Origin of the sequence: Streptomyces lincolnensis (assembly GCF_021173675.1) — a bacterium.
GTDB lineage: Bacteria > Actinomycetota > Actinomycetes > Streptomycetales > Streptomycetaceae > Streptomyces > Streptomyces lincolnensis_B.
The window spans coordinates 1-17,057 of sequence record NZ_JAIHON010000013.1 but is presented as its reverse complement, the minus strand read 5'-3'; the positions used below and the strand labels follow the sequence as shown (position 1 = coordinate 17,057).

Here is a 17,057-nt window from a genome sequence, read left to right as displayed (position 1 = left end):
CGGTCAAGCACCCTTGTGCTGATGGTCGTTGAGGTAGGCCAGCACAGCGAGCACCCGGCGGTGCCCGCTGTCGCTGGGCGGCAGGTGCAGCTTCAGGAAGACGTTGCCGATGTGTTTGCTGACCGACCGCTCGGTGATGACCAGCGTCTTGGCGATGGTGGCGTTGTCGTGCCCCTCCGCCATCAGCTTCAGCACCTCGCGCTCGCGCGGGGTGAGGGAGTCCAGCGGTGAGTCCCGGCGGCGCGTCAGCAGCTCGGTCACCACCTCCGGATCCAGCGCCGTACCGCCGGAGGCGACCCGCTCCAGTGCGTCCAGGAACTCGTCGACCCGGCCCACCCGGTCCTTGAGCAGGTAGCCGACCCCGCTCGCCCCGCCGCCCAGCAGCTCGGCGGCGTACGACTCCTCGACGTACTGGGACAGGACCAACACCGGCAGCCCGGGGATCTTCTGCCGGGTATCCAGCGCTGCCCGCAGTCCTTCGTCGCGGAAGCCGGGGGGCATCCGTACGTCCAGAACGGCCACGTCCGGCCGGTGCTGCAGCAGCGCGGGCAGGATCTCCGGCCCGCTGCCGGCCACGGCCACGACCTCGTGCCCGGCCGAGGTCAGCAGCAGCACGAGCCCTTCCCTGAGCAAGGCGTTGTCCTCGGCGATCATCACTCGCACGGCAGACCCGTCCATTTCCACGTCGGTCTCGTCCCCGCCGACTCGGTCACCACACGCACGGCAGCTCCACAGCAATCATCGTCGGTCCCCCCTGGGGGCTGGTCACGGTCACCTCACCGTCCATAGCGGCGACGCGCCGCCGGATACCGAGCAGTCCAGTGCCACTCTTCTCGTCGGCCCCGCCCAGGCCCTCGTCCTGGACGACGGCCCGCAATCCCCGGGGGACGCGCTCCAGCTGAACGGTCGCGCGCCGCGAACCGCTGTGTTTGGCGGCGTTGGTGAGCGCTTCGGCGACGGCAAAGTACGCCGCCGCCTCCACCGCCGCCGGAGCCCGCGGCCCCTCCTCCAGTCCGCCGTCCACCCGCACGGTCACTCCCAGCCCACTGCTGGCCGCCAACGCACGTACAGCGCCGACGAGACCGCGGTCGGTGAGGATCGGCGGGTGGATGCCGCGTACCACCTGCCTCAGCTCGGTCAGCGCCTCCTCGGCCTGGGCCTGAGCGTCGGCCAGCAGCTTGCGCGCGGCTTCGGGATCGCGGTCGTACGCCCGTTGCGCGAGCCCGATCCGCATGGACAGCGCAACCAGGCGAGCCTGTGCGCCGTCGTGCAGGTCCCGCTCGATACGGCGCAGCTCGGCCCCGTGCGCGGCGATCGCGTCCGCCCGCGTGGCGGCCAGCTCCTCGACCCGCGCGGCCAGCAGCGCCTGGGGCGAGGGCTTGAGCAAGGCCTGGGACCAGCGAGCCTCCAGGTCGGTGAGGCGGCCGATCAGCGGCAGGACGACCGCCTCGCGGCGCAGCAGCCCGCACCACACCCCGTCGACGACCAGGCCCAGCGGCCACAGCGGCAGCGCCAGGAACAGCAGGGCGCCGTAGACGTAGGAGGCGGCCATCCAGCGCAGGTCGGTGAGGGTGCCCGGGTCACGGACGGCGGTGCGCAGACGCTCACGCAGGGTGCCGGTGATCGGCTGGTACGCCTCGGGGATCCGCCGGCCCGTCCAGGCGGCCGTCAGAGCGCGTTTGGCTCCGGCGATCCGGCGGATCAGCAGCACCGTCTCGGGCAGCATCCACGCCCCGACCACCGCGACCGTGCCGATGGCTGTGATCAGCAGCACGGTGATGAACAGGTACAGGCCGAAGGCGAGCGCCGCGGCCACGAGCAGATGGAGCGTGGCCCGCGCTGCCTGCCGGATCGTTCTGCCCATGGCGGCAAGGCTACGGCCTGGGGGAACGGACGTGATCGTTCGGGGGCGCGCGGGCCGCTGACGTACCGGGTTCATGGCACCGTGTACTGCTTCGCCGAGGGCTCTTCGAGGGGGATCGGGCGCAACGGCAGTTCCGCGACGACTTCGAATCCGCCCCGGGGCCGTTGGCCTGCGCGCAGACGGCCTCCGGCCGCGTGGGCGCGCTCGCGCATGCCGATGAGCCCGTAGCCACTGTGGGGGAAGGCCCGGTCGGCCGACGCCGTGCCTGCACTGTTGGTGATGGTGATGGACAGCAGATCGTGGGCGTAAGTGAGCCGTACCTCGGCTGTGCCGGTGGGGGCGTGTTTGGTGACGTTGGTGAGTGCCTCCTGCACGATGCGGTACGCCGTGAGGTCCGTCCCGGCGGGAAGGGGCCGTGGTTCTCCCTCGGAGGTGAGGGTGACGGTGAGCCCGGCGTGCCGGAACGAAGCGGCCAGGTCGGGGAGCTGGGCGAGACCGGCGGTGGGGGGCGGGGGCTCGTCCGGGTCGCTCGCGTGGCGCAGCAGGCCGACGGTCGCCTTGAGTTCTCGCATGGCCGACGCGGTGGTGCCGGTGAGCTCTGCGGCGATCTTCTTCGCCTCCTCGGGGCGCGAGGCCAAGGCACGGACTACGGCAGCGGCCTGCATGTTGGCCAGGACGAGGTGATGGGCGACGACGTCGTGCAGGTCGCGGGCGATGCGCAGGCGCTCTTCGGTGACGCGGTTCCGCGCTTCCTGCTCCCGGCTGCGTTCCGCGTGCTCGGCGCGGGCCTGGACGGCCTCCAGATGCGCCGCGCGTAGCCGGCTGGCGGTGCCGAGGGAGGTGGGCAGCAGCAGCCAGGCGGCCGGGCCGATCAGTTTGAGGATCAGTGGTTCGTGGGCAGGGCCGGCGATCAGCGCCGTGGGCAGGAGTACCGCTATGCCGGTGAAGGTGAAGGCGTTGGCCGTCTTGCGGTCGGTGCGCACGGCCAGCGAGTGGAGCGCGGCCATGAGCGGTCCCAGCAGCATGACGGTGAGAACGTAACCGACAGCGGCCATCACGGTGGCGCAGGCGATGGTCACCGCTACCGTGATGCGGGGCCGAGTACGGCGCCACATCAGCGCGATGCAGGAGAGGCCGGCCAGGAGCGCCCCGGGCCACCACGGAACCTCCGGGGCCTGGCCCGGCAGCGTGATCAGGGTGCCGGGGAGGGAACAGGCGAAGGCCGCGGCGGCGACGGCTGCGTCGGCGGCGCCGAACCGCCTCAGCAGATTGTTGATCATCGGTGGGAGTCCTGTCCGAGGGGAAACGGACACTTCGGTGCGGGCCTGTGGAGGGGCAGCCCTGGAGGACGTGACGGGTGTGAGGGAGGGGCAACCGACACGACGGTGACCCCTCTGGCGACCTGCCGCGATGCTGACGCGCGCTCGTCCGTCCGGCGGGTACACCGCTTATGGGCTCGTGCCCTGTCGTAAGAAGCCACCGCCTGCGGCGTCCATGCCGGGCGCGCCGCAGGCCGTGTGGGGATGCGGCCGGGCTGCGTTACGGCGTGCAGACGTTCTTCAGTGCGTCGGTCGCGGCATCGATGTGGCTGGCATCCGGGGTGATGTCACCGTCGAGGATGGCCTTGTTGTAGTCCGCGATCGCGTCCTTGAGGTCGTCGACCGCCTTGCCGACCTTGTCGTCGGCCGTCCCGCCGTCGACGTTGTCGATCTTGTCGAGGTACTTCTCGATGGTGTCAATGGACTCCTCGGTCCGCTCGGGATCCTTCGCCGCGTCCAGGCCGGCCTCATGGATCGCCTTGAGGCTGTCGGCGATCGTCCCGGCGTTCTGGAGGCAGTCCAGGAGCTGTCTGCTGTCGAGCCGTCCACGTCATCGCATCCGGTGGCCAGTCCTGTGGTGAGGATGACGGCGGCTACGGCGGTGGCGACGGCAGTCCTACGGCGGGGTCGGCGGTCAGCGGTCATGGAGGGGTCCTGCCTTTCAGTCGTCGGGCTCACTGCTCAGGCCTGGTGTGATGCGGAGGGGGTCCGGAGAACCGGACGGGTGGATACGGGAAGACCCGTACGTGGTCACGAGCGCGGCGCTTCAGGGCGCGTGTGGATGTCCTGGCGAACCGCCGCTCGGCGGGTCACACCCTGGGCCGGGCCACGGCCACGGCCTCGGCCCGTTTCCTGCGGTTTGCGACAAGGCCGCCTGCCGCTCCCAGCGAGACCAGGCCCATCCCGGCAGCGGCCATGGCCCCCTTCGCTCCGTCCATCGTGAAGTAATGCACCGCGGCCACACCGCCGTTGAACAGGAACAGGAACTACAGCACTGGCGGAGTCGACAAGAACGCCTTGATCTTCGGCTTCTTCGCGATGCGCCAGCCTGCCACGAGCGACACGGCGATACCGGCGTAGGTGACCACCTCCTTCGCCGTGCCGTCGAGAACGGCGCCGGACGCGGAACCCGCGGCGAGGCCACCCACGAAGAACGACCAGAGCAACAGGTCGGCGACGAACGATCGCACGGTGACAAGTGGCGACTTCATGGAAGTGCCCTTCGATGGAGGGGGAGACGGAGGGGTGCACTGCGAGGTGCGGATCTGTCGTGATCTCTGGGGACCACGATCCCGCCGACCGCTCGTCGACACGAGGGACCGGCCTCCCGAACCGATGGTGTAGTCCGCTACACCTTGGGGTCGGCCGTCCCTGAACGCCACGAGTGCTCTGTCGACGAAGTTTGACGTCGGTCTCATAACCACTCCGGAGTCGGAGCCCTTACCTGCGTACCCCACCGACGTAATGTCAGGAAGCGGTGTCATACGTGGCCTCGTCTAAGTCGGCGTGGATGCCGGTACCTGTCAGGTCCTGGACACAGGCTGATCGACACCGCCACCCGGTGGTCGACACCGTCGTCGACATGCGGCTGGCACCGGTCACGCCGACGCCCTGATCCCGAACCCGAACCCCCACGGGAATTAGTTGCGTTAGGCAAACTGAACGGTAGGGTGAAAGACATGCACGGCAGTGGCACCCGAGTGAAACCGGCACTCGCCCGGGGAGCCGGTCAGCACTTCCTGCTCATCGTCCATGAGCCGGGCGTCGCCGAACTCCTCTCCACCACCCTGGAGTTAGCGGGATACCGCACCACCCTGGCCGGGACCGGGGGTGAGGCTCTGGAGCGGCTCGTGGAGCAACGGTTCGACCTGATGGTCGTCGACACGTCACTGCCGGACATGGAGAGCCTCAGCCGGGAGCGGCCCGTGGTGCCCCATCGCCCACCGGCGCTCGTCCTCACGGAGTACGACTCGCTGGACGACCTCGTGCCCGAACTGGGCCCGGGGGAGCGGGACTACGTCACCAAGCCCTTCCGGGTGGCCGAGGTGCTGGCCCGTGTGCAGGTCCTGCTGAGGGACGCGCACCCCGGGCATCCGCGGGACGGCGCGCTAAGCTACCGCGACCTGGTCCTGGACGCACCCCTGTGCGAGGCGCGCCGCGGCACCCGTCCCCTCGACCTGACGCCCGCCGAGTACCGGCTGCTGCGCCACCTCCTGGTCAACGCGCACCGGGTGCTCTCCAAGGAGCAGATCGGGCGGTACGTCTGGGGCGACCACCACGGCGACAACTCCATCGAGCAACTCGTCTCCCGGCTGCGGCGCAAGGTCGACCGTGACGCGCCCCGCCTGATTCACACACGCCGAGGGTTCGGCTACTGGCTCGGCTACGTCGACACCGAGCACTGACCTGCCGCACCAAACGGCGCCTGCGCTCACAACTCCCTTACACAACAAGCCGTTTAGGCGCCCAACGTGGCTGTGATCTGAGTCACGTCAGCTCTCTGTCAGGAAACTGATCGGAAGGCGTCAGCCTGCTCTGTTTGCATGTGCTCATCGAGGCCTCGACCACTTCACCCCGGCGCTCCCGCCAGTCGAGTGGAGCCCCCACCACCGAGGAGAACCATGGCCGACACCCTGGCCGGACCCGTACCCGAGGCACCGGACTCGCCCCCCGAGTTCCCGATGCCCCGGGAGGCCCGCTGCCCCTTCGACCCGCCGCCTGCCCTGAAGGACCTCCAGGAAAAGACGCCCCTGACGAAGGTGCGGCTGTGGGACGGCAGCGAACCGTGGCTCGTGACCCGGTACGCCGACCAGCGCGCCGTTCTCGGCGACCTGCGGGTCAGTGCCGACCCCGACAGCCCCGGCTACCCGACCAAGGCCTCGCCCGAGGGCGGCGAGGGCAAGCTCAGTTTCATCATGATGGACGACCCCGAACACGCCCGGCTGCGCCGGATGGTGACGGCGCCGTTCGCCGTGAAGAAGGTGGAGGCCCTGCGGTCTGCCGTGCAGAGGATCGTCGACGACCTGATCGACGGGATGCTGAGCCGGCCGGGCCCGGTGGACCTCGTGGAGGAGTTCGCCCTGCCGATCCCCTCCCTGGTGATCTGCGAACTGCTCGGCGTGCCCTACGACGACCACGCGATGTTCCAGGAGAACACCAAGACGATGGTCCGCACGACCGCGACCCCCGAGGAGCGCGGTGTGGCGACCCGGGAGACGGCCGGATACCTGGCCGGTCAGATCGCCCAGCGGCTCGCCGAGCCGAAGGACGACCTGCTCTCCAGCATCGCCGGGCGGGTCACGGCCGGGGAGATCGACCACCAGCAGGCCACCGAGATGGCCCTGCTCCTGCTGATCGCGGGCCACGAGACCACCGCGAACATGATCGCCCTCGGCACCCTCGCCCTCCTCCAGAACCCCGACCAGCTCGCCCTGCTGCGCGCGAGCGACGACCCCAAGTTCGTCGCCGGCGCGGTCGAGGAACTCCTGCGTTACCTGCACATCACCCACCTGGGACGGCGCCGAGCGGTGACGGAGGACATCGAGGTCGCCGGGCAGGTCGTCATGGCCGGCGACGGCGTCATCATGGCCAACGAGATCGCCAACCGCGACCCCGAGGTGTTCCCCGACCCGGACCGGCTCGACCTCACCCGCGACGCCCGCCGCCACGTCGCCTTCGGCTTCGGCGTCCACCAGTGCCTGGGCCAGCCGCTGGCCCGCATGGAACTCCAGGTGGTCTACGGCACCCTCTACCGGCGCATTCCCACGCTGAAGCTGGCCTGCGCGCTGGAGGACGTGAAGTTCAAGAACGACGCGTTCATCTACGGCGTGCACGAACTGCCCGTCTCCTGGTGACGGCTCCCCGTCCCGCGAACGAACCAAGAACCACGAGCGAAGCAAATAAGGGGAATCCCATGAAGGTGGAGCTGGACGCCGACAAGTGCGTCGCCTCCGGGCAGTGCGTGCTCGCCGCGATGGACGTCTTCGACCAGGACGACGACGGCATCGCCATCCTCCTGGAAGAGCAGGTCGGCGACGACCGACTCGACGACGTCAAGGAGGCCGTCTCGGTCTGCCCGGCCGCCGCAATTCGGCTGGTCGAGCAGTGAGGCGGATCGTCGTCGTCGGTGCCTCGGCTGCCGGACTCGCAGCGGCCGAGACCCTCCGCCGGGAGGCCTACGAAGGCATCATCACCCTGGTCGGCGACGAACCGCTCGCCCCGTACGACCGCCCGCCCCTGTCGAAGCAGATCCTGGCCGCGGAGTGGGAGCCCGAGCGGCTGGCGCTGCGCACCCCCGACGCGCTGGCCGCGCTCGACCTCGACCTGCGGCTCGGCGTGGCGGCCACCGGCCTCCAACCGGCCGACCGCACCGTCGAGTTGGTCGACGGATCCGCCGTCCCGTACGACGGACTGGTCATCGCCACCGGGGTCCGGCCGCGCCGACTGCCCGGCGAGGGCGCGCACGTCCTACGCACGCTCGACGACGCGCTGACCCTGCGGGAGCGGCTCACCCCGGGACGGCGGCTGGTCGTGGTGGGCGCCGGCTTCCTCGGCGCGGAGGCCGCCGCCGTCGCTTGGCGACTCGGCTGCGAGGTCACCCTCCTCGAACCCGCCCCGGTGCCCCTGGCCCACGCCGTCGGCATGGAGGTCGGCAAGGTCCTGACGAACGCCCATCTGGAACGGGGCGTTGACCTGCGCTGCGGAGTCACCGTCACCGAGGTGACCGAGGACGGCGTGCGGCTCGCGGACGGCTCCGAGATCGAGGCCGACGAGGTGCTGGTCGCCATCGGCTCCCTGCCCAACACCGAGTGGCTCACGGGCAGCAGCCTGACCGTCGGGGACGGCGTGATGTGCGACGAGTACTGCAAGGCCGCCCCGAACGTGTACGCGGCCGGTGACGTCGCCCGCTGGTACAACCCGTTGTTCGGTACTTCGATGCGCATCGAGCACCGCACCACCGCCGCCGAACAGGGCATGGCCGCCGCCCGCAACCTGCTGCACTCCGAGGCGGGCAAATCCTTCGCACCGGTGCCGTACTTCTGGTCCGACCAGTACGACATGAAGATCCAGGCCTACGGCTATCTCCGCGACCACGCCGAAGTCGCCCTCGTCGAGGGCGACCTGGCCGAGCGGAAGTTCGTCGCCGCGTACCGCACCGGCGACCGCGTCACCGGCGCCCTCGCCGTCGGAATGCCGCCCAAGGCGATCCGCCAGTGGCGGCAGGCGATTGCGACGGGTGCGGCGTGGCACGACACCGTGAGCACCGCCGTCCCCGCCATGGAGTCCTGACCTCCGATCCATGCGAGCGCGGCGGCCGGGGGGACGCTTCGTGCCTGATCAGAGCACATACGCCGGGCTCGAAGCCGGTATCTCGCCCACGCACCGTCCAACGACGTCTGGCCACTCTCGGCCTCCCGAGCCGCCTCGTGCCGCACCTCGACAAACTTCATCCCCCCCATGAGGAGATAGACGATGTCCACTACTCCATCAGGTCCGCCGCCGACAGCGTCCCCGCACGAGGAGCGCCTGCTGATCGACGGAGAGCTCCGTAGCGCTGCGGGCAGCGGCACGTTCGAGGTGCTCAACCCGGCGGACGGCACCGTTCTGGGCAAGGTCGCCGACGCCGGCCGGGAGGACATGCTCGACGCGATCGCCGCGGCCCGGCGCGCGTTCGAGGAGACGGACTGGGCAGTCGACCGGCAGTTCCGCAAGCGCGGCCTGACCCAGCTCCTCGACGCGCTGGTTGAGGAGAAGGACGAGCTGCGTGAGGAACTCATCGCGGAGGTCGGAGCTCCGCGCATGCTCACCTATGGTGCCCAGCTGGAGGAGCCTCTGCAGAAGTTCCGATGGCACATCGACCACATCGACCGGTTCGAGTGGGTGCGCCGACTCGACGACGCCGTCAACCGGTTCACCAACGAGCCCAGCGAGCGGTGGGTGGTCAAGGAGCCCGTCGGCGTCGTCGCCGCCATCACCCCATGGAACTTCCCCTTCGGGCTCATGCTCGTCAAGCTCGCCGGCGCTCTCGCCACCGGCAACACGGTCATCGCGAAGCCCGCCCCCGAGACACCGTGGAACGCCACCCGCATCGGCCGGATCGTCGCCGAGCGCACCGACATCCCGGCCGGCGTGGTCAACGTGGTGCCGACCAGCAACCTCGACACGGCCGAACTCCTCCTGACCGACCCGCGCGTCAACATGGTGTCGTTCACCGGCTCCACGGCCACGGGGCAACGCATCCTCGAACTCGCCGCGCCCACCTTCAAGCGCACGATGCTGGAGCTCGGCGGAAAGAGCGCGTCGATCATCCTCGACGACGCGGACCTCACGCAGGCCATCCCGCAGGCGCTCGGAGCGCTCGCACACTCGGGCCAGGGGTGCGCACTGCCGACACGATTGCTCGTGCACCGCAAGGTCTACGACCAGGTCGTCGCCGGCCTTGCACAGGCGTTCCAGCAGGTGTCCTGGGGTGACCCTCAGGACCAGGGCACGCTGGCCGGCCCGCTCATCTCGGCCCGGCAGCGCGACCGCGTCGCCGACTACATCCGCATCGGCCGGGAAGAGGGCGCGAGGCTCGCCGTCGGCGGCGGCGTCCCCGACCGCGCGGGCTTCTGGGTGGAGCCGACACTCTTCGTCGACGTCGACAACGACTCCACCATCGCGCAGGAGGAGATCTTCGGACCGGTGCTCACCGTGACACCGTTCGACACCGACGAAGAGGCGATCCGGCTGGCCAACGCCAGCCGGTACGGCCTCGCCGGATACGTCGCGTCGGCCTCGACGGAGCGCGCTCTGCGCATCGCACGCGCCGTCCGAGCCGGCAGTCTCATGATCAACGGCGGCTCGTTCTCCGGCGGGGACGCCCCCTTCGGCGGTTACAAAGCCAGCGGCATCGGCCGCGAGGGCGGCCGCGAGGGCTTCGAGGCCTACACCGAGACCAAGACCATCGGGTCTGCTCCTTCACTCCCCCTTTCCTGACCCACCCCCTCCCCCACACACGGCAGATCCGCGCCCGCCACCAGGCGCGGATGAGAGGAACCGGAAACGTGGACGACTACCTTCAGTACACCGGCAAGACCGCGGTCGTGACCGGCGCCGCCTCCGGGATCGGCAGAGCGACGGCGAAGCGCCTCGTCGAACTGGGCGCGCATGTCCACGCCATCGACTACGCCCCGACCGAGCTGCCAGGTCTCGCCTCCGCGATCCAGGCGAACCTGGCGGTACGCGACGACATCGACCGGGCGTTCGCGAAGCTCCCCGAGCACATTGACACGTTCTTCGGCGTGGCCGGAGTCTCGGGTCTCCAGCACGATTACAACACGACCCTGCTAATCAACTTCGGCGCCAACAAGTACATCTCGGACGCGTACCTGGAGACGCGGATGGGCGACGGCGGCGCCATCGTCTATGTGACCTCCACGGGCGGCATCAACTGGGAGCGCTACCAGGAAGAACTCGAAGGACTGATCCACGTCGACGGGTGGGACGCCATCGTCGCGGCGATCGAGGGACTCGGTCTCAAGGACCAGCCCGGGCCGGCCGCCTATCCCCTCTCGAAGCGGGTGCTCAACCTGTTCATGGCGCACAGCGCCACCGCACTCGGGAGCCGCGGCATCCGGGTGAACGCCGTGCTCCCGACGAGCACCGAGACCGGTCTGACGTCGGACTTCGCCGTGATGGCCGGCGGACGCGCATCGCTTGAGTCGCGTGCCGGCCTGAACCAGCGTCTGGCCACGCCGGAGGAAATGGCGGACGCCGTCGTGTTCCTCAACTCCCATGCGGCGCGGTACATCTCCGGGCACCCGCTGCTGGTCGACTTCGGCGCCCGCAACCTGCAGCTCCTCGGACGCACGGCCGACGCGCTGGACCGCCCGCTCATCGGGAACGCGCAGGCCGCGCGCTCCTGATTCCCCGCACGCCTGCCTGCCGCGGGGGTGCGCGAAGGTCGACGCCCGTCCTCGCCCGCGCACCCCTCTGCCCTGACGTCAGGTGAGCGTCCTGTTGTTCTCCGGCGCCGCGGCTGCGATGTCCTCCCTGCACGCGTCGAGCGCGACACACAGCAAACCGGTGATCTGAAACCCGTCGAGGAGCACAGTGAACGAGTCGACGCTCACGGAGGCGTCCCCCACGTCCCGTCGTCAGGTACTGAAGGTGCTCAGTGGCCTGCTCCTCGCGCTCTTCGTCTCGACACTCAGCAGTACGGTGGTCTCCAGCGCGCTGCCGAAGATCATCGAAGACGTGCACGGGACACAGACCCAGTACACGTGGGTCGTCACCGCGACCCTCCTCACCACGACGGCGACGACTCCGATCTGGGGCAAACTCGCCGACCTCTTCAGCAAGAAGACCCTTCTCCAGGTCTCCATTGTCATCTTCGTGCTCGGTACCGTGGCGTGCGGGATCAGCCAGACGGGCGGTCAGCTGATCGCCGCGCGGGCCCTCCAGGGCGTCGGCGTGGGAGGTGTCCAGGCGCTCGTCCAGATCGCCATCGCCGCCACCATCCCGCCTCGCGAACGCGGCCGTTACAGCGCTTACCTGAGCGGCACCACCTCGACGTCGACCATCGGTGGGCCGCTCCTCGGCGGTGTCATCGTCGACACCTCGTGGCTGGGCTGGCGGTGGAGCTTTTTCATCGCCATTCCGCTCTCCGCCGTCGCGTTCCTCCTGCTCCAGCGGACGCTGAACCTTCCTGTGCTGCGCCGGGAGAACGTGCGGATCGACTATCTGGGGGCCACCCTGATCGCTACCGGGGTCAGTGTCCTGCTCATCTGGGTGTCCTTCGTCGACGGCTCCTTTGCCTGGGCCTCCTGGCAGACCGCCGCCATGCTGTCCGGCGGGCTGGCCCTGCTCGCCGCCGCCGCGTGGGTGGAGAAGCACGCCACCGAACCGATCGTCCCGCTCGCCATCGTGCGGCAGCACACCACGGCACTGGCGATTCTCGGCAGCCTGGCCGTCGGTACGGCCATGTTCGGCGCCTCGGTCTTCCTCAGCCAGTACTTCCAGCTCAGCCGCGGCCGCACCCCCACCGAAGCCGGCCTGCTGACCATTCCGATGATGGCCGGCATCCTGATCGCCTCCATCGTCGCCGGCCGGCTGATCAGCCGGAGCGGGAAGATCAAGCCGTTCCTCATCACCGGCGCCGCACTGCTCACGGTCGGCTGCGCGGGCCTCGGCGTCATCGACAACAAGACCCCCATGGTCCTCCTGGCCGTGTCGATGCTGTGTGTCGGGATGGGCGTCGGCATGACCCTGCAGAACTTCGTACTCGCCGTGCAGAACACCGTGCCACTGAAGGACGTCGGGGCGGCGAGCTCCACGGTGACGTTCTTCCGCTCCCTCGGCGGCACGATCGGCGTCGCCGTCCTCGGCGCGATCCTGGCCCGGCAGGTCGAGGACGGAACCGCAAGCGGTCTTGCCTCCGCCGGGCTGTCCGGCGCGGACTCGAACTCTGCCGCGGTGCAGGAGATCATCCGCCTCGCGTACGGCGACGCGACAGCACACATCTTCCTCCTCGCGGCCGCCGCAGCCCTTCTCGCCGTCATCGCCGCCGTCCTGCTCAAACCAGTCAACCTGCGCAGCAGCCTCGACCTGCCTGAGAAGACCGACGACGCGGTGACTGCGGCACCCGACCCCGACCAGGGCACGCGTTCGAGCGCGTGATGCCGATGTGCCCCGTCGCTGCCATACCGGGGCGGATCACGGAAGACCACAAACCGGGGTCGGCGTCCGGGTACCCGCCCTCGCCGACCAGCACCGGGCCACCTCGGCAGCAACCGCCTTCAGCGGACGCGGACGTTGACTGTGGACCACCACCCGCCACCGTCGCCGGGCGGTCGCGCCTCCGGCCTCGCCACCGCCCGGCCCGAACCAGGAAAGGCCCCCCACATGACCGCGATCACCCCCTTCCGCATCGACATCCCCCAATCCCAGCTGGACGACCTGCACGACCGCCTCGACCGCACCCGCTGGCCCGACGAACTCCCCGGCGTCGGCTGGGAGTACGGCATCCCCCTCAACTACATCAAAGAGCTGGCAGACTACTGGCGGCACCCCTACGACTGGCGCGTCCACGAAAAACGCCTGAACTCCTTCCCGCAGTTCACCACCGAGTCGACGGCCAGAACGTGCACTTCCTGCACGTTCGTTCGGCGAACCCCGACGCCCTGCCGCTGATCGCCACCCACGGCTGGCCCGGCTCCCTCGTCGAACTCCTCAACATCATCGAGCCGTTGAGCGAGGACTTCCAGGTCGTCGTCCCCTCCATACCCGGCTACGGCTTCTCGGGCCCCACCCGCGAGAAGGGCTGGAACGTCGAGCGCGTCGCCCGGACCTGGGCAGAGCTGATGAGCCGGCTCGGCTACACCCGTTACGGGGCCCACAGCAGTGACTGGGGCTCGGCCATCACGCGAGAACTGGGCCGAATCGACGCCGAACATGCCGCGGCCCTACACGTCACCATGATCGGCATGCCTCCCCAGCCAGGCCTGGAGCCCTACACCGAGGAAGAGCAGCGGCGGCTCCAGCACGGGCAGCGATACCAGCGTGAGCTCTTCGGCTACGCAGCCATCCAGTCCACTCGGCCGCAGACACTCGCCTACGCCCTGCACGACTCACCGGTCGGACAACTGGCCTGGATCGTGGAGAAGTTCAGGGACTGGACAGACTCCGCCGACATACCCGAGGACGCCGTGGACCGCGACCAAATGCTCACCAACGTCATGGTCTACTGGCTCACCGGCACGGCCGGCTCCGCAGCCCGCCTGTACTACGAGTCCCTGGCCGCCCGGGTGCGGCCGGTGGAGCCCTCCCCCACCCCGACCGGTGTCGCGGTCTTCCCCAAGGATCTCAGCCTGTCCGTCCGCCGGTTCGCAGAGGCCGCCAACACCATCACACACTGGTCCGAATTCGACCGCGGCGGCCACTTCCCCGCCATGGAGCAGCCCGATCTGCTGGTCGCCGACATCCGAGGGTTCTTCCAGAGCCTTCCGGAGATATCACGGTCATCATTTCGATCTCGGCCGTGAGAGGCCGAGCTTGTGGACTGAGTGATTCACGCCTCGTGCGTTCCCCGGTCTGCCTCCACGTCCATCAGTGGTGGCAGACCGGGCCCCGGCTCCCGGCGGTCTCCTTGTACTGCGTGGCCCGGGGGAAGATGTCGACGACCGTGCAGGCTCTTCGGCAGGGTGTCGCCATGGACGAGCCTTGACCACGCAGCCCGCAACTGCCGTCGACCCTTGTCAGCCTTTGCCCCTTCTGTCCAACCGGGCCGGGCAGGTCTCCTGAAAGACCCCATTCCCATTCGACCAACTGCGGTTCAGCGAGTGGCGGCGTCGACCAGCTCCTTCACCCGATCGGCAGGCAACGGCACACCCGGCGTCTGGAAGAACCAGCGCTCAGCCTCTTCCTGGCTCAGCCCCTCCGGCCGCTCGGCCATGTACGGCTGGACGTAGACAGGGGTGCCCGGCTGGCTGCGCCAGCTGTCGGTGAGGGTGCCGATGTCGACCGCGTCGTAGCCGAGGGCGTCCAGCAAGCGTGCCGCCTCCACTTTGGCTGCCGGGTCGTCGCCGGCGAGGGGCAGGGCACTGCGATCGGGGGCGCCGGAGGGGCGGGCGCCGGTGGACAGGCGGCGGAAGTCGATGTTGTTGAACGCCTTGACGACGCGGGAGTCGGCGAGGTGGCGCTGCACGAGTTCACTTGAGGTCGAGTCGCCGGTGTCCAGGCCGGCGATGGCGCCGTCGCGGTCCGGGTAGTAGTTCATCGTGTCGATCACCGTCTTGTCGGCCAGAGCGGCGGCGGGCAGCTGCTCGTAGGCCTTCAGCGGGATGGTCGCCACCACGAGGTCACCGGCGCGCGCCGCCTCCTGCGGCGTGGCAGCGCGGGCGTGGTCACCGAGCTCCGCGACCAGGTCGGCGAGGGTCTCGGGGCCCCGGGAGTTGCTCAGGACGACGTCCAGGCCGGCGGCGACGGCCAGTCTGGCCAGAGCACTGCCGATCATTCCGCTGCCGATGAGGCCGAGGGTCTTGGTGGACATGCTTGGTGGCTCCGTTTCTTTTGACTGCCGAAATCGTGACGAGTGGGCGCGGGTGCGACCCTCGGCCCGGCTCAGGGACTACGGCGTGATGGAAGCGGCGGGGAGGGCGCTTCCGAAGAGGTCCAGCAGGGCCGTCCAGTGCCGTTCTGTGGCCTCGGCGTTGTGCATGGCGGTGTCGGCCAGGCTGAAGCCGTGGTGGGCGCCGGTGTATACCTCGGTGCGGTGGCGGACGCCTGCGGCCGTGAGCGCCTTGTCCAGGCGGTCGATCTGTTCGGGTGGATTGGTGGAGTCCTGGTCCGCGTGGCCGAAGTACAGCTCGGCCGTGATGCGGTCGGCGAGCAGGTGAGGGCTCTCCGGGGCGTCGGTCGCTAGATGAGCGCCGTGAAAGCCGGCCGCCGCGGCAACCCGGTCCCGGTGACAGCCGGCGGTGCGCAGCGCCAGGCCCGCTCCATGCAGTAGCCGACCACGCCGGCCAGGCCGTCGGAGGTCAGCGGGGAGGCCGCCAGCCAGTCCAGGTGGGCACCGGCGTCCCGCATGGCGGCCTCGGGGGTCAGTGTCTGCGCTGCCGGGCGGAGGCTCTGGATGATCTCCGGGCGTTCGGCGGGGTTGATGAACTCGGGCAGCTCCACCACAGGTGCTCGCCCGTAGCGGTGGAAGACGTTGGGCACCAGGACGGTGTAGCCGGCCGACGCAAGGCGGTCCGCCATCGCCCGCAGATGCGGGCGCAGCCCGAAAGCGTCCATGTAGAGCAGGACGGCCGGGTGGCGGGCGCCGTCGTCGGGGTGGACCAGGTAGGCGTCGGCGGATCCGTCCGGGGTGGGGATGTCGACGTCCACGCTGCGCAAGACGGTCATGGGGGCCTTTCTGAGCACGGGCACCGGGAACCGGGCATCCGGCGTCGGACACCGGGCGCCCGTGGACCAAGGAATCCTGACGGTATAGAGAGCCTTTTGTGAAACTGAGTTTCAGACTAGTTACTGAAGTTCAGTGATGCAATCGAAGGCCGCGGGAAGGATAGGATCGCGAGATGCGAGCATCAGGACGAACCAGGACGCGGGACATCGCGCGGGCCGCCGTCCGGGCCGAACTGGCGCAGGTGGCCTTCGAGTTGTTCCTGCGCAACGGTTTCGACAACGTCACCCTGGACGATCTCGCTTCGGCCGCAGGGGTGTCCCGCAGTACGTTCCTGCGCTACTTCGGTACCAAGGAGGAGGCCGTCCTCAGCGTCTTCGACGCGCACGGCGCCCAGGTTGCCGACGCGCTGCGCAGCCGGCCCGCCGACGAGGACGACTGGACCGCGCTGCGCCGTGCTTTGGACACGGTCATCGAGCAGTACCGTCAGGACCCGGACGCAGCCCTGGCGACGACCAAGCTGGTCCGCAGCACGCCCGCGCTGTGCGCTCGGCAACTGGAGAAGCAGCACGGCTGGCGCCCGGCGCTGGCCCAGGCACTGGCGGAGCGTGGAGGATCCCCGGGTTCCGTCGCCGTCGGCATGACGGTGAAAGCCGCCGCCGCTCTCGACTGCCTCGACATCGCCCTGGATCACTGGACCGCCTCCGACGGCGCACTCGACCTCATCGGCCTGCTCGACGAGGCCTTCGCCGCGCTCGGTTCGTGTTAGGCCGTCCGCCGCATGACGCGGGTCCGCCCGCCCTCTGGGAGAAGAGGGCGGGCGGACCCGCGCTAGAAGGACGCCGTGCGGCACCGGCCGCGGGCCCGGGTCAGTGGATCATGACCGGAGCTTCCGCCTCCGCAGCGTCCTGCTCGTCGCTCCCTGCCGCGACCCGCGAGGCGGTATCGGGCCGGTCTCCGTCAACGCCCACGGCGGCGGCATCGCCCGCGA

General features: G+C 69.5%; 14 protein-coding genes and 2 pseudogenes. 9 read left to right on the top strand and 7 right to left on the bottom strand.

Annotated features, from left to right (window positions below; translation table 11 throughout):
• Positions 1–3: 3 nt before the first annotated feature.
• The 4 genes from K4B79_RS34150 to K4B79_RS34130 form a co-directional block, all read right to left on the bottom strand.
• Positions 4–663 carry a response regulator gene (locus tag K4B79_RS34150; RefSeq protein ID WP_232031209.1) on the bottom strand — a complete coding sequence of 220 codons (660 nt, stop codon included), beginning with the start codon at positions 661–663 and terminating at the stop codon, positions 4–6.
• A 46-nt stretch (positions 664–709) separates the two neighbouring features.
• Positions 710–1,864 (bottom strand): sensor histidine kinase, encoded by a 1,155-nt coding sequence (locus K4B79_RS34145; RefSeq protein WP_232031207.1) that lies wholly within the window; start codon positions 1,862–1,864, stop codon positions 710–712.
• A 71-nt stretch (positions 1,865–1,935) separates the two neighbouring features.
• Positions 1,936–3,144 carry a sensor histidine kinase gene (locus tag K4B79_RS34140; protein WP_232031206.1) on the bottom strand — a complete coding sequence of 403 codons (1,209 nt, stop codon included), beginning with the start codon at positions 3,142–3,144 and terminating at the stop codon, positions 1,936–1,938.
• Between the two features lie 1,025 nt (positions 3,145–4,169).
• Positions 4,170–4,394 carry a hypothetical protein gene (locus K4B79_RS34130; protein ID WP_232031205.1) on the bottom strand — a complete coding sequence of 75 codons (225 nt, stop codon included), beginning with the start codon at positions 4,392–4,394 and terminating at the stop codon, positions 4,170–4,172.
• A gap of 468 nt (positions 4,395–4,862) precedes the next feature.
• Here K4B79_RS34130 and K4B79_RS34125 point away from each other — a divergent pair, with 468 nt between their 5' ends.
• The 6 genes from K4B79_RS34125 (at position 4,863) to K4B79_RS34100 (ending at position 11,090) form a co-directional block, all read left to right on the top strand.
• Positions 4,863–5,588 (top strand): response regulator transcription factor, encoded by a 726-nt coding sequence (locus K4B79_RS34125; protein ID WP_232031204.1) that lies wholly within the window; start codon positions 4,863–4,865, stop codon positions 5,586–5,588.
• Between the two features lie 216 nt (positions 5,589–5,804).
• Entirely contained in the window at positions 5,805–7,037 is a 1,233-nt protein-coding gene (locus K4B79_RS34120) for a cytochrome P450 (RefSeq protein ID WP_232031203.1), read from the top strand.
• A 59-nt stretch (positions 7,038–7,096) separates the two neighbouring features.
• Positions 7,097–7,291 (top strand): ferredoxin, encoded by a 195-nt coding sequence (locus tag K4B79_RS34115; protein ID WP_232031202.1) that lies wholly within the window; start codon positions 7,097–7,099, stop codon positions 7,289–7,291.
• Complete coding sequence (locus tag K4B79_RS34110) at positions 7,288–8,472, top strand: NAD(P)/FAD-dependent oxidoreductase (protein ID WP_232031201.1); 1,185 nt, start codon at positions 7,288–7,290, stop codon at positions 8,470–8,472. The genes K4B79_RS34115 and K4B79_RS34110 overlap by 4 nt, the downstream gene beginning before the upstream one ends.
• 183 nt (positions 8,473–8,655) lie before the next feature.
• Positions 8,656–10,161 carry an aldehyde dehydrogenase family protein gene (locus K4B79_RS34105; RefSeq protein ID WP_232031200.1) on the top strand — a complete coding sequence of 502 codons (1,506 nt, stop codon included), beginning with the start codon at positions 8,656–8,658 and terminating at the stop codon, positions 10,159–10,161.
• Positions 10,162–10,229: 68 nt separating this feature from the next.
• Entirely contained in the window at positions 10,230–11,090 is an 861-nt protein-coding gene (locus tag K4B79_RS34100) for an SDR family oxidoreductase (protein ID WP_232031199.1), read from the top strand.
• Between the two features lie 78 nt (positions 11,091–11,168).
• Here the strand turns inward: K4B79_RS34100 and K4B79_RS47990 are convergent, their stop codons facing one another.
• Positions 11,169–11,297, bottom strand: a complete 129-nt coding sequence (locus tag K4B79_RS47990) for a hypothetical protein (protein WP_269464306.1) — start codon at positions 11,295–11,297, stop codon at positions 11,169–11,171.
• On the opposite strand from K4B79_RS47990, the gene K4B79_RS34095 reads away from it, so the two are divergent.
• Together K4B79_RS34095 and K4B79_RS34090 are read left to right on the top strand one after the other, a co-directional pair.
• A complete protein-coding gene (locus tag K4B79_RS34095; RefSeq protein WP_232031198.1) occupies positions 11,278–12,843 on the top strand; it encodes an MFS transporter in 1,566 nt (521 codons plus the stop codon). The genes K4B79_RS47990 and K4B79_RS34095 overlap by 20 nt on opposite strands.
• Positions 12,844–13,068: 225 nt before the next feature.
• A pseudogene (locus tag K4B79_RS34090) lies at positions 13,069–14,207 on the top strand (epoxide hydrolase family protein).
• A 290-nt stretch (positions 14,208–14,497) separates the two neighbouring features.
• Here K4B79_RS34090 and K4B79_RS34085 read toward each other — a convergent pair.
• Together K4B79_RS34085 and K4B79_RS34080 are read right to left on the bottom strand one after the other, a co-directional pair.
• Positions 14,498–15,289 (bottom strand): NADPH-dependent F420 reductase, encoded by a 792-nt coding sequence (locus tag K4B79_RS34085; RefSeq protein WP_269464317.1) that lies wholly within the window; start codon positions 15,287–15,289, stop codon positions 14,498–14,500.
• A 3-nt stretch (positions 15,290–15,292) separates the two neighbouring features.
• Positions 15,293–16,068 (bottom strand): annotated as a pseudogene (locus tag K4B79_RS34080) (dienelactone hydrolase family protein).
• Between the two features lie 173 nt (positions 16,069–16,241).
• Here K4B79_RS34080 and K4B79_RS34075 point away from each other — a divergent pair.
• On the top strand, positions 16,242–16,835 hold the full coding sequence (locus tag K4B79_RS34075) for a TetR family transcriptional regulator (protein WP_232031195.1): 594 nt from the start codon (positions 16,242–16,244) through the stop codon (positions 16,833–16,835).
• Positions 16,836–17,057 lie beyond the last annotated feature (222 nt).

Bases quoted from the DNA above. Each gene is read 5' to 3' on its own strand.
- K4B79_RS34145 (WP_232031207.1), bottom strand. From the start codon at position 1,864: ATGGGCAGAACGATCCGGCAGGCAGCGCGGGCCACGCTCCATCTGCTC.
- K4B79_RS34140 (WP_232031206.1), bottom strand. From the start codon at position 3,144: ATGATCAACAATCTGCTGAGGCGGTTCGGCGCCGCCGACGCAGCCGTC.
- K4B79_RS34130 (WP_232031205.1), bottom strand. From the start codon at position 4,394: ATGAAGTCGCCACTTGTCACCGTGCGATCGTTCGTCGCCGACCTGTTG.
- K4B79_RS34125 (WP_232031204.1), top strand. From the start codon at position 4,863: ATGCACGGCAGTGGCACCCGAGTGAAACCGGCACTCGCCCGGGGAGCC.
- K4B79_RS34120 (WP_232031203.1), top strand. From the start codon at position 5,805: ATGGCCGACACCCTGGCCGGACCCGTACCCGAGGCACCGGACTCGCCC.
- K4B79_RS34115 (WP_232031202.1), top strand. From the start codon at position 7,097: ATGAAGGTGGAGCTGGACGCCGACAAGTGCGTCGCCTCCGGGCAGTGC.
- K4B79_RS34105 (WP_232031200.1), top strand. From the start codon at position 8,656: ATGTCCACTACTCCATCAGGTCCGCCGCCGACAGCGTCCCCGCACGAG.
- K4B79_RS34075 (WP_232031195.1), top strand. From the start codon at position 16,242: ATGCGAGCATCAGGACGAACCAGGACGCGGGACATCGCGCGGGCCGCC.